This window comes from Georgenia daeguensis, assembly GCF_039537705.1.
Taxonomy (GTDB): domain Bacteria; phylum Actinomycetota; class Actinomycetes; order Actinomycetales; family Actinomycetaceae; genus Georgenia; species Georgenia daeguensis.
In genome coordinates this window covers 77494-89091 of sequence record NZ_BAABBA010000018.1, presented here as the reverse complement: position 1 = coordinate 89091, position 11598 = coordinate 77494, and the positions used below count along the sequence as shown (strand labels likewise).

Below are 11598 nucleotides of genomic sequence, written 5' to 3'. Positions count from 1 at the left end.
GGATCGCCCCGCGCCGGCGGCGCGCGACGCTGGGGCGCTGCCTGGCGGCCGCGGCGGTGGTCGCCGCGATCGCGGTGCCCAGCGGCGTCGCCGTGCAGCAGGCGCAGCGCGCGGACCGCGCGGAGGAGCAGACCACCGCGATCGCCGAGGCACTCTCCGCCCCCGACGCCCGGCTCGTCGCCGAGGACGTCACCGGCGGGGGCCGCGCCGTCGCGGTGGTCGCCGCCGGCTCGGCGCTGTTCACCGCCCAGGCACTCCCCGTGCCGGCGGACGAGCGGGTGTACCAGCTGTGGGTGGTCCAGGACGGGGAAGCGTCGTCGGCCGGCGTCCTCCGGCCGGAGGACGGGCTGGTCACCACCCGGGTGGGGGACCTGCCGGACGGTGCCGTCCTGGCGCTCACCGTGGAGCCGGCCGGAGGCTCCGCCCAGCCGACCACCACCCCGGTCGTGGCCCTTGCGACGAGGTGAGCAGGTCCTCGCGGGCCCGCGGGCCCGCGGGCCGTGGTCGGGCAGCGTGGCCGGTCCCGGGAACCGGACGACCTGGACAACGGCACCCCGGCGTGGCTAGGTTCGCCCCAACCCCCGGGGAGCGCCGAACGGCGCTGAGAGTGCGGAGAGTCCGCAGACCCGTTTACCTGATCCGGTTCGTACCGGCGTAGGGAGCAGGGCACCCGCCCGGCGCACGCGTGCGCCGGCGTGGGTCTCGAGGTACCCGCGGGCCCATCGAAGGGACCGTGATGAGCACCAAGATCGACGAGACGACGACGCCGGCCGGAGCCACGCCGGCCGATCTCGGCATCGGGATGCGGTTCAGCATCCACCCCCACACCGACGGCTTCGTCGAGGTCATCCTCGGCGCGCTCGCGGACGCCGAGGCCGCCGGCCTCACCGACGGCCTGGTCATCGAGACCGACGAGGTCAGCACCTACGTCGGTGCCCGCACCGCCCCGGCGGAGCAGCGCCTGGCCGCGTACCTCTCCGCCGTCGTCGCGGCCGCCTCGCTGCGCTCGGGCGGCGGGCACGTCGTCGCCCACGTCCTTCTCTCCCGGGGCTGCCCCGGCGAGGTCGCCTGCGACCTCACGGTGACCGGGCTGCCCAGCCCGGCCCCGGTGGCGATCGAGCCGACCGGCATCCACGCCGCCGCGCACTGGTCGCTCTACCCGCTGCTCGACGGCGGCTCCGACGCCGGCGACCACATGGCCCACATCGAGGGCGCCATCGCCGCGGCCACCGCCCGCGGCACCGCGGCCAGCCCGGCGCACTACGCCACCAAGCTCACCGGCGACGTCGCCGACGTCCTCGCCACCGCCGTCGACGCCTGGGCCCAGGTCGGCGCCCGCGTGCCGCACGTCGTCACCCACCTGACCCTCTCCGTCGGCTCGCCGAGCCCGGCCACGAACTGAGCGGGGGAGACGCCATGGCCACCACCGAACCCACAACATCGTCCGCCGTCAGCCCGCGCTGGGCCATGAAGGACCTGGTCCTCATGGTCGTGCTCGGCGTCGTCTTCGGCTTCGCCTACTGGGCGCTCGTCCAGGCCTGGAACGGCCTGAGCATCCTCATGGGCCCCGCCGGCGACCTCGCCCAGCACGTTCTCCTGGGCGGCTGGCTGCTCGTCGCCCCGCTGGCCGTCGCCATCATCCGCCGCCCCGGCGCCGGGGTGATCGCCGAGGTCATCGCCTCCGTCGTGGAGGTGGTGTTCCTCGGCTCGCCGGTCGGCCCGCTGCTGTTCGTCGCCGCCGCGATCCAGGGCGTCGGCAGCGAGCTCCCCTTCGCGCTGACCCGCTACCGCCGGTTCGGCTGGGGTGTCTTCGCCCTCTCCGGCCTGCTCGGCGCGGGGCTGGTGTTCTTCTGGTCCGCCTTCCGGGCCGGCTGGTACGGGCAGGACATCTTCGTCCTGCGCCTGGTCATGCAGTGCGTCTCCGGGATCGTCCTGGGCGGGCTGCTCGGCAAGGTGATCGTCGACGGCCTGGCGCGCACCGGCGTCGTGGACAACTTCGCCATCGGCCGGGACCTGGAGCGGGCGTGACCCAGACGGCCGCCCCGGCGGGCGAGGGGGCGACGGTCGGGCGGGGCGACGGCGCGGTCGTCGAGCTGCGCGACGTCGGCGTGGCCTTTCCCCGCCGGGCCGAGCCGGTGCTCCGCGAGGTGTCGCTGCGGCTGGCGCCGGGGGAGCAGGTGATCGTCCTCGGCGCCTCCGGGTCCGGAAAGTCCACGGTGCTCCACGCGATCACCGGCGTGGTGCCGCACAGCGTCACCGCGACGCTGAGGGGCGAGGTCAGGGTCGGGACGACGACCCAGGCGAGCCCCGTCGTCGAGCGGTCCCGCCACCTCGGCGTCCTGGCGCAGGACCCGTCAGCGGCGGTGTGCCTGCCGGGCGTGGAGCAGGAGCTCGCCCTGCCCCTGGAGAACCACGGGGTCGACCCGGCGACCATCGGCCCGCGGGTGGCCGCGGCCCTCGAGACCGCCGGGGCCGGAGGTCTCCGGTCACGGGCGACGGCGACGCTCTCCGGCGGTGAGTCGCAGCGGGTCGCGCTCGCGGCCGCGATGGTGACCGAGCCGGACGTGCTGCTCCTGGACGAGCCGACCTCGATGCTCGACCCGGCCGGCGTTGTCGCCGTCCGCGGGGCCGTGACGGGGGCGGTGGCCACGTACCGGCCGGCGGTGGTGCTGGTCGAGCACCGGCTCGACGAGTGGGCCGGCGCCGACGGCGTCGCGGGGCTGCCCGCCCGGGCGGTGGCGCTCTCGGAGTCGGGGGAGGTGCTCGCGGACGGGCCCACCGCTCTCGTCCTACGCGACCACGCCCGGGCGCTGCACGCCGCCGGGTGCTGGCTGCCTCTGGACGCCGAGCTCCTGGCGCTCACGGGCGCCGAGGGGGGCCTGGCGGCGACGGCGAACACCGAGCTGCTGCGGCGGCTGGCCGACGGCGCTCCGCGTCGGCCGGCGCTCTCCGGAATCGTCGCCGAACCGGTCCCGGCGGACCCGGTCCCGGCCGGTCCACCTGCCTCGCCGACGGCCGACGTAGCCGTCCCCCTCCTCGCCGCCCGCGGCCTCACCGTGGGCCGCCAGGTCGCGTCCGCGGGTGGCGCCAGGCGCGGGCTTCGGTGGCGCCGGCGACGGTCCACCCGCCCAGCGATGGTCCCTCTCGAGCCCGGTGCGCTGCTCGCCGGGATCGACCTGGAGGTGCACCCCGGCGAGGTCGTTGCGCTGCTGGGCGCGAACGGCGCCGGGAAGTCGACGTTGCTGCTCACCCTCGCGGGTCTGCTGGAGCCGCTCGCCGGGCGGGTCGACGGCCTGCGGCCGGGCCTGGTCTTCCAGAACGCCGAGCACCAGTTCCTCGCCGGCACCGTGCGGGAGGAGATCGCCCATGGGCTGCCGGCCGACGTCGCGGCCGAGGTGGTGCCGTGCCGGCTGCGCCGGCACCGGCTCGAGCACCTGGCGGAGCAGAACCCGTTCCGGCTCTCCGGCGGCGAGAAGCGGCGGCTGAGCCTGGCCGCGATGCTGGCGCACGACCGGCCGGTGCTCCTCGCCGACGAACCCACGCTGGGCCTGGACCGGCGGGACACCATCGCCACCGCGGCCACGCTGCGCGACGTCGCCGCCGGTGGGGGAGCGGTGGTGCTCGTCAGCCACGACCTGCGCACGGTGGCGTCGCTCGCCACGCGGGTGGTCGTGCTGGGGCGCCGAGACGGTGCCTCCGGCGGCGCGCCCGGCGGCGTGCTCGCCGACGGGCCGACGGCCGCGGTGCTCGGCGATCCCGACCTCCTCGCCCGAGCCGGGCTCGCCCTGCCGCCGCTGGTCGCCTGGCTGCTGGGGCACGTGCCGCGCTCCGCCGTCGGCCACGTGCTGCGGGAGCTCGACGCTGCCGTGGGTGCCGCGTCCGACGCGGCAGACCGCGGGGGCGTGCATGGTGCGGAGGACGCGCCGTGAGCGCACTGACGGGGGCGCCCGCCGCGGACTCACCGCTCGCCCGCCGCAACCCCACGGTGAAGCTGGCGCTGCTGACGCTGGTCTCGCTCGTCGTCGTCCTCGTGCTCGACCCGGTCACGCCGACGGTGCTCTACCTGCTCGGGTTCGTCGCGGTGGCGGCCTCGGTGCGGGTGCCGGCGCGCACGCTGGCGCTCGCCCACGTGCCGTTCGTGCTGTTCGCGCTCGGAGTGCTGACGGTCAACGCCCTCGCCCGGCCGGGCACCGTGCTCTGGCAGGCGGGTCTCCTGCGGGTGACGGAGGAGGGGCTCAGCGTGGGCGCGGCGCTGGCGGTCCGCACACTGCTGGTCGGGGTCCTGGCGATCGGCTTCCTGCTGTCCACCGACGGCGTCGCCCTGATGACGAGCCTGCACCAGAACGCCCGGCTCGGCGCCCGGGTCACCTACGCGATCCTGGCCGGCTACCGGATGCTGCAGGAGCTGCCGCGCGAGTGGGCCACCATCGCCCATGCGCACACCGTGCGGGCGGACCTGCGCGACGGCGGGCGGCCGCCGCGGGGCCCGCGACACCTCGCCGGCGTGGTGTTCACGCTGCTCGTGGTCTCGGTGCGCAAGGGCGAGCGGATGGCCCAGGCGCTGGAGTCCCGCGGGCTCGGCCTGGAGCCGCGGACCACCTGGAAGCCGGTGCGGATCACCACGGCCGACTGGGTGCTCGCGGCCGGGGTGGTCGCCGTGGTGGCGGCCGTGCTCGCGCTCAGTGCCGTGCTGGGGGTCCTGAGGGGCCCCGGTGCGCTGGGAAGCTGAGCGGACGATCGACGTCGCGCCGGCCCGCCGCGGTGTCGGCCCTGCGGGTCAGCCGGCGGCCTCGAAGAGGAGCCCGCGCAGCCAGAGCTTGAACTCGTCGTCGGCGAGCCAGGGGTTCCAGACCAGGTCCATGCCCACGCTTTGCACGGGGAAGGGGAACTCCTCGATGCGCAGGTCGAGGTGGCGGCTCATCGCCGCCGCCACCCGGTACCGGTGGAGGGCCACCCCGCCCGCGGCGGAGATCAGCTCCGGGACCAGGAGGTTGTCCGAGGTGTGCCGGCGCACCGTGTACGCGATCCCCTCGGCGTCGAGCACCTGGTAGGGGCGCAGGCGCAGCGGGGCGGCCTCGAAGACGACGTGGGGCAGCGTGGTGAGCAGCTCGAGCGCGTCCGCGTCCTTCGGGGCGGAGGAGTTGGTGATGACGACCCACCGGTCGTCGTACAGGCGCTCGCGCGGGTGGGGCGAGGGGAGGGCCTCGGAGAGCAGGACCACGTCGGCGCCCTCCTCGGTGACCATCGCCGTGGAGGTGATGGTGGCGGTGCGTAGCCGCAGCACGGCGTTCGGCGCCCGCTCCGCCACCAGCCGCGCGAACGCCCCGCCCATGACCAGCGCCGTGCTGGTGGTCATCGCCACGGTGATGACCCGGCGGTCGTCGGCGGGGTCGAACGGCCCGGCGCTGACGATCCGCGCCGTCTGCTGGAGCACCCGCTGCAGCGGCGCGATCAGCGACGTCGCGCGCGGGGTGAGCGACATCGTGGCGCCCTGCCGCACCAGGAGCTCGTCGCCGAGCAGACGCCGCATCCGCCGCAGCGCGTGGCTCATCGCCGGCTGGGAGACCCCGACCGCGTCCGCCGCCCGGGTCACCGACCGCTCCTCGAGCAGCGCCAGCAGCGGCACGAGCAGGTTGAGGTTGACCGACGCCAGTCGCGCCAGGTCGGTGTCGAAGGCCGAGCCGTCCTCAGCCACGGCGTGCCGGCAGCGTGATCAGCACGGGGCTCAGCGGCTCGCCGACGGCGTACTGCCCGCCCAGCAGGAGCCGCCCGTGCCCGGTCAGGCTGGCGGCGGCCTGCACGACGGCGGGGCCCGGCTCCGTCGTCGTCGCACCGACCGTGAGGTCGGCGAGGGGGAGTCTCGCCCGGGCGTCGCGGCTGCCGCGCTCGCGGACGAACAGGGTTCCGTGGTCGCCGTCCAGCTCCACGCTCGGGTCCCGCAGCTCCACGTCCAGCATGCCCCAGTGCCCGGTGAGACGGACGGCGCCGCGGAACTGCAGCGCGTGTCCGGCACGGTCAGCGCTCGGTGCGCCGTCGGCGGGGCCGCCGCTCGCCCCTTCCTCGCCCGCGGTGCCAGCGTCCGGCTCCGCCGTCGGGAAGAAGAAGCCGGCCTCCGAGCGGGTGGCGGGCGCGACCGCCTCGACGACCCCGTCGTCGAGCGCCTCCACGTAGGACACCAGGCTCTCCTTGACCGCCCACGTCAGGCCCGCCGTCGTCGTCATCGCCCACCTCGTCGTGTTGGTGCCGCCTCAGCCCGGCTGCTCATGAACTGCGTGCATGCCGGTGATGCCTAGTATTCATTTGCTTGACAGTGTGTCAAGCCACACACTGCTGTGTAAAGCAAGGTCGGCACCGCCGCCACCACGCCCAGCTCAGCGGAGACCCCCATGAAGATCATCCTCGACCGCCCCCGTTGCGAGGGCCACGGCCTGTGCGAGGAGGCCGCGCCGCACCTGATGCACCTCGACGACGACGGCGAGCTCGTCCTGGACGTCGAGGACGTCGAGGACGGCAGCACGGACGCCGGCGCCGCGCAGGCCGCCGTGCGCGTCTGCCCCGTCGCCGCGCTGAGGCTCGCGGGATGACGGCGCCGCGCCGGATCGTCGTCGTCGGCAACAGCATCGCCGGCCTCACCGCCGGCGACTCTCTCCGGGCCGCCGGGTTCGACGGCGAGCTCACCGTCGTCGGCGAGGAGAGGCACGCCCCGTACAGCCGGCCCGCGCTCTCGAAGGCCGCGCTCCTCGACGCCGGGACCATGACCTCCCACCACCTCCCCGCCCCCACGCACGAGGCCACCGAGATCCTCGGCGTCAGGGCGTCGCGCCTGGACGTCGAGAGCAAGGTGGTCGTGCTCGAGGACGGCACGGACCTGCCGTACGACGGCGTCGTGATCGCCACCGGATCGCGGGCCAGGCGCCTCACGGGCGACGAGGGCGAGCTGACCATCCGCACGCTCGAGGACGCGCTGGAGCTCCGCCGTCGTCTCGTGGACCGTCCGCGCGTCATCGTCATCGGCGGCGGGCCGCTCGGCATGGAGGTCGCCTCGGGCTGCCTCGCCTCCGGGTGCGAGGTCACCCTCGCCACCTACGGCCGCCCGCTCGCCCTGCAGCTCGGGCCGTACCTCTCCGACGTCTTCGTCGACGCCGCCCTGCGGCACGGGCTCGTCATCGCGCCCACCCATGCCGTCGAGGTGAGCCACGCCGGCGGGCACCCCCGGGCGGTCCTCGCCGACGGCTCGGTGCTCGAGGCCGACCTCGTGATCACCGCCGTGGGCGACGACCCCAACGTCGAGTGGCTCACGACCAGCGGGCTGCTCACCGACGGCCGGCTCGACGTCGACAGCCGCGGCCGGCTCCGCCCCGACGTCGTCGCCGCCGGGGACGTGGCGACCGTGCGGACCCGGCTCGGTGCCCGCCGGGTGCCGCTGTGGACGAGCGCCATCGACCAGAGCAGGATCGCCGCGGCCGCCCTGGTCCGCGGCGACGACGCCCCCGAGCTCGACCTCCAGCCCTACTTCTGGACCGAGCAGTTCGGCCTCAACCTCAAGGCCACCGGCTTCACGCCGGTGGAGGGGGCGCCCGCGATCGTCGACGGCGACCCCTTCGACGGCCCGGCGCTCCTGCGCTGGGGCCACCAGGACGGCGCCGGCACTGCCGTCGCCATCAACTACCGCATCCCCGTCCCCAAGCTGCGGCGCCTGGGCGCCGCCGCCCCGGTGGCCTCGCCCGCCTGAGCGCGGCCTCGCCCGCCGCCTGGGCGCCGGTCCCCGTGGCCGCCCCGCCGCCTCGCAACCGCCCCACCGACGGCACCGCGCCGGCGCCGGACCCGCCCCCTCCGACCCCCAAGCCCCGAGGTGCCTCATGACCGTGGAAACGATCGCTACGTCCGACATCGACCTCTTCTCCGACGAGGTCCTGGCCGACCCCTACCCGTACTTCGCGCAGCTCCGCGAGCAGGCCTCGGTGGTCCGGCTCGAGAAGAACGGGGCCTGGGCGCTCACGCGCTACGACCAGATCCGCGACGCGCTGGCCAACTGGGAGGTGTTCTCCTCCAACACCGTCGCCTTCAACGACGCCATGAACGACGCGCTGCGGGGGACCTCCCTGACCACCGACCCGCCGGAGCACACCGCCCTGCGGGCGGCCCTGACCGAGAACCTCACCCCGCGGGCCCTGCGCGGCATGAAGGCCGAGATCGACGCCAAGGCCGACGCCATGGTCGCGCGGCTGGTCGAGCAGGGCTCCTTCGACGCGATCGACGACCTCGCCCGGGCGCTGCCGCTGCAGGTGGTCGCCGACCTCATCGGCGTCCAGGACGACGTCCGGGCCAAGATCCTGAAGTGGGGCGAGGCCGCGTTCAACGTGCTCGGCCCCATGAACCAGCGCACCGTCGAGAGCTTCCCGATCGCCGGCGAGCTCTTCGAGTGGTCGCTGCAGGTCAAGGCCTCGGACCTCGCCGAGGGCAGCATGGGCCGTGCCATCTTCGACGCCGGCGAGCGCGGCGACATCCCGCGCGAGAGCTGCGGGCACATCATCCACCAGTACGTCGCGGCCGGCATGGACTCGACCATCGCGGCGATCGGCAACGCGATCCGCCAGCTCGCCACCCACCCGGACCAGTTCGACCTGGTCCGCGCCGACCCGTCGCTGATCCCCTCGGCCTTCAACGAGGTGCTGCGTTACGAGTCGCCAGTCCACGCCTTCGCGCGGCTCGTGAAGCAGGACGTGGTCGTCGACGGGCAGCTGATCCCCGCCGGGGATCGGATCGCGATCCTGTACGGCTCGGGCAACCGCGACCACCGCCACTACGAGGACCCCGACACGTTCGACGTCCGCCGGAACCCGATCGACCACCTCTCCTTCGGCTACGGCGTGCACGGCTGCGCCGGTCAGGGCCTGGCCCGCCTGGAGGCGTACGGGGTCATCGGCGCGCTCGCCCGCCGGGTGCGCCGCATCACCGTCGGGGACGGGGAGCGACACATGAACAACATGATGATGGCGCTGGACAAGCTTCCCGTCCTGGAGGTCGAGCCGGCGTAGGGACGAGCAGCGCGCTTTCTCGGGTGGCGACGTCCGTAACAGCGTCCTACGGTCGTTCGCGCACCACGGGCCCCGACGGGGCCCGGCTACCGAGAGGAGTGCAGCATGAGGTCCAGCAAGTGGATCGCCACCGGAGCGCTCTCGGCGCTCACCATCGTCGGCGGCGCCGGTGCGGCCGCCGCAGCCCCGCCCGAGGACGCCCCCGCGCACGGCTACGACAGCGAGGGCCCGCCGGACCACGCGCCGGCCTGGGGCTACCGGGACGCGGCGCCGGAGCCCTCGGCGCCTTCCGCCCCGACGGGCGAGGACGTCACCGAGCCGGCCCCGGACGAGACGGACGACGCCGGGACCGCGGCCGCCGCTCCCGACGCGGCGGTGACCGCCACCGCCGCCGTGGCGATGGACGAGCGCGCCGTCGACCCCACCTCGGTGACCGCGGGCAGCGCGATCACGTCCGAGACCGCGCAGTCGCCCGTGACGGCTGACTCGCCGGTCTCGCCGGCGTCCGCGGAGTCCACCCCGTCGGCCCCCAGCCCCGAGACCGGGGACTCCGCGCCGTCGGCCGACTCGCCCGACGAGCTCGACGGCGTCGAGGCGAGCCCGTACTGATCGGGTCCGCCCGCGAACGCGGCGGCCGCGTCCCAGGCGTCGAGCCGGGGCGCGGCCGCCGTCGCCCGTTCCGCCGTCGTCAGCTCACGACGGCCTAGAGCTTCGCCTCCCACTCGGCCAGCGACGGCTTCTCCGCCGCGACCGACGTGTCGTCCCCGTGCCCGGTCTTGACCACGGTCTCCTCGGGCAGGGTGAGCAGCCGCTCGCGGATGGACGCGACGATGGTCGGGTAGTCCGAGTAGGACCGGCCCGTCGCCCCGGGGCCGCCGTTGAACAGCGTGTCCCCGGTGAAGACCACGCCGAGGTCCTCGGCGTAGAAGCTGGTCGAGCCGGGGGAGTGGCCCGGGGTGTGGATCGCGACGAGCGTCGTGCCGGCCACCTCGAAGCGGTCGCCGTCGGCGATCTCGTGGTCCGGGGCGCCGTCATGGACGGCGTCCCACAGCATGCGGTCCTCGGGGTTGAGGTGGACCGGGGCCCCGACGAGGTCCCGGAACTCCGCGACCGCGCGGATGTGGTCGTCGTGGCCGTGGGTGAGCAGGACCGCCTTGACCGTCCGGCCGGCGACGGCGTCGGCGACCGCCTGCGCGTCGTGGGCCGGGTCGATGACGATCACTTCGGCGTCGTCACCGACGATCCACACGTTGTTGTCCACGTCCCACGTCCCGCCGTCGAGCGAGAACGTCCCGGACGTCACGAGGTTGTCGATACGGGCGACCATGGCGCCTCCCTTTCTGAACGAACGATGGGGCGTCAGTACTTCACGACGGAGCGCAGGACGGTGCCGTCGTGGATCTTGCCGAAGGCGGCCTCGATCTGGTCGGCGGAGATCGTCTCGGTGACGAACCTGTCCAGCGGCAGGCGGCCCTGGAGGTAGAGGTCGACCAGCATGGGGAAGTCGCGCTCGGGTAGGCAGTCGCCGTACCAGGAGGACTTCAGCGACCCGCCGCGGCCGAAGACGTCGAGGAACGGCAGGGTGAGCTCGGCCTTCGGGTGCGGGACGCCGACGAGGACGACGCGGCCCGCGAGGTCGCGGGCGTAGAAGGCCTGCCGGTAGGTCTCCGGGCGTCCGACCGCGTCGATGACGACGTCGGCGCCGAACCCGCCGGTGAGCTCCTGCACCGCGGAGACGACCTCCTCCTCGGAGAGGCCCTTGGTGTTGATCGTGTCGGTGGCGCCGAACTCCTTGGCGCCCTCGAGCTTGGCGTCGACGACGTCGAGCGCGATGATCCTCGACGCCCCGGCGAGCTTGGCCCCGGCGATCGCCGCGTTGCCGACGCCGCCGCAGCCGATGACGGCGACGGACTCGCCGCGCTTGACCTCGCCGGTGTTGATGGCGGCACCGATGCCCGCCATGACCCCGCAGCCGAGCAGGCCCGCCACCTCGGGCGCCGCCTGCGGGTCGACCTTGGTGCACTGGCGCTCGTGGACGATCGTCTTCTCGATGAAGGCGCCGATGCCGAGCGCCGGGGTGAGCTCGGTGCCGTCGGTCAGCGTCATCTTCTTGCTCGCGTTGTGGGTGGCGAAGCAGTACTTCAGCTCGCCGCGCTTGCACGCCCGGCACTCCCCGCACACCGCGCGCCAGTTCAGCACCACGTAGTCGCCGACCGCGACGTGCGTGACCCCCTCGCCGACGGCGGAGACCCGCCCGGCGGCCTCGTGCCCCAGGAGGAAGGGAAACTCGTCGTTGATGCCGCCGTCGCGGTAGGAGAGGTCCGTGTGGCACACCCCGCAGGCCTCGACGTCGACGATCACGTCACCCGGGCCCGGATCGGGCACCACGACGTCCACGATCTCGACCTCGGCACCCTCGGTGCGGGCGATGGCTCCCTTGACGGTGTACGGCACTGTTCCTCCTCGGCAGTCATGACCGGCCGGACCGGCCTTGTCCCGTCCTCAACGTAGGTGCTTCGTCGCCGGGGCCGTCCGGCGCCTCCAGCGTTCGGACGGTGAC

General features: G+C 74.6%; 13 protein-coding genes and 1 riboswitch. Of the genes, 9 read left to right on the top strand and 4 right to left on the bottom strand.

Annotated features, from left to right (window positions below; all coding sequences use genetic code 11):
* The 5 genes from ABD774_RS16275 to ABD774_RS16255 form a co-directional block, all read left to right on the top strand.
* Positions 1–467: anti-sigma factor (locus tag ABD774_RS16275; protein WP_345043394.1), on the top strand; the 467-nt coding region annotated here is incomplete at its 5' end.
* Between the two features lie 105 nt (positions 468–572).
* A riboswitch (TPP riboswitch) is annotated at positions 573–680 on the top strand.
* Positions 681–736: 56 nt separating this feature from the next.
* The gene (locus ABD774_RS16270) at positions 737–1402 is read left to right on the top strand and encodes a YkoF family thiamine/hydroxymethylpyrimidine-binding protein (protein ID WP_345043391.1); all 666 of its coding nucleotides are present in this window, start codon (positions 737–739) and stop codon (positions 1400–1402) included.
* A gap of 14 nt (positions 1403–1416) precedes the next feature.
* Positions 1417–2028, top strand: coding sequence for an ECF transporter S component (locus tag ABD774_RS16265; RefSeq protein ID WP_345043389.1), 612 nt, complete (start codon positions 1417–1419; stop codon positions 2026–2028).
* Positions 2025–3929, top strand: coding sequence for an ABC transporter ATP-binding protein (locus ABD774_RS16260; protein ID WP_345043386.1), 1905 nt, complete (start codon positions 2025–2027; stop codon positions 3927–3929). The genes ABD774_RS16265 and ABD774_RS16260 overlap by 4 nt, the downstream gene beginning before the upstream one ends.
* On the top strand, positions 3926–4729 hold the full coding sequence (locus ABD774_RS16255; RefSeq protein ID WP_345043384.1) for an energy-coupling factor transporter transmembrane component T family protein: 804 nt from the start codon (positions 3926–3928) through the stop codon (positions 4727–4729). Before ABD774_RS16260 ends, ABD774_RS16255 begins: the two co-directional genes overlap by 4 nt.
* 48 nt (positions 4730–4777) lie before the next feature.
* Here ABD774_RS16255 and ABD774_RS16250 read toward each other — a convergent pair whose 3' ends face one another.
* Positions 4778–5695 (bottom strand): LysR family transcriptional regulator, encoded by a 918-nt coding sequence (locus tag ABD774_RS16250; RefSeq protein ID WP_345043381.1) that lies wholly within the window; start codon positions 5693–5695, stop codon positions 4778–4780.
* Positions 5688–6221, bottom strand: coding sequence for an HtaA domain-containing protein (locus ABD774_RS16245; protein ID WP_345043379.1), 534 nt, complete (start codon positions 6219–6221; stop codon positions 5688–5690). The genes ABD774_RS16250 and ABD774_RS16245 overlap by 8 nt, the downstream gene beginning before the upstream one ends.
* A gap of 165 nt (positions 6222–6386) precedes the next feature.
* On the opposite strand from ABD774_RS16245, the gene ABD774_RS16240 reads away from it, so the two are divergent.
* The 4 genes from ABD774_RS16240 (at position 6387) to ABD774_RS16225 (ending at position 9647) form a co-directional block, all read left to right on the top strand.
* Complete coding sequence (locus ABD774_RS16240; RefSeq protein WP_345043377.1) at positions 6387–6584, top strand: ferredoxin; 198 nt, start codon at positions 6387–6389, stop codon at positions 6582–6584.
* Positions 6581–7732, top strand: coding sequence for an NAD(P)/FAD-dependent oxidoreductase (locus ABD774_RS16235; protein ID WP_345043374.1), 1152 nt, complete (start codon positions 6581–6583; stop codon positions 7730–7732). Before ABD774_RS16240 ends, ABD774_RS16235 begins: the two co-directional genes overlap by 4 nt.
* Before the next feature lie 127 nt (positions 7733–7859).
* Positions 7860–9038 carry a cytochrome P450 gene (locus ABD774_RS16230; protein WP_345043372.1) on the top strand — a complete coding sequence of 393 codons (1179 nt, stop codon included), beginning with the start codon at positions 7860–7862 and terminating at the stop codon, positions 9036–9038.
* A 105-nt stretch (positions 9039–9143) separates the two neighbouring features.
* The gene (locus ABD774_RS16225; RefSeq protein ID WP_345043369.1) at positions 9144–9647 is read left to right on the top strand and encodes a hypothetical protein; all 504 of its coding nucleotides are present in this window, start codon (positions 9144–9146) and stop codon (positions 9645–9647) included.
* Positions 9648–9741: 94 nt separating this feature from the next.
* Here the strand turns inward: ABD774_RS16225 and ABD774_RS16220 are convergent, their stop codons facing one another.
* Together ABD774_RS16220 and ABD774_RS16215 are read right to left on the bottom strand one after the other, a co-directional pair.
* Positions 9742–10365, bottom strand: a complete 624-nt coding sequence (locus ABD774_RS16220; RefSeq protein WP_345043367.1) for an MBL fold metallo-hydrolase — start codon at positions 10363–10365, stop codon at positions 9742–9744.
* Between the two features lie 32 nt (positions 10366–10397).
* Positions 10398–11492 (bottom strand): S-(hydroxymethyl)mycothiol dehydrogenase, encoded by a 1095-nt coding sequence (locus ABD774_RS16215; protein WP_345043365.1) that lies wholly within the window; start codon positions 11490–11492, stop codon positions 10398–10400.
* Between the last annotated feature and the right edge of the window lie 106 nt (positions 11493–11598).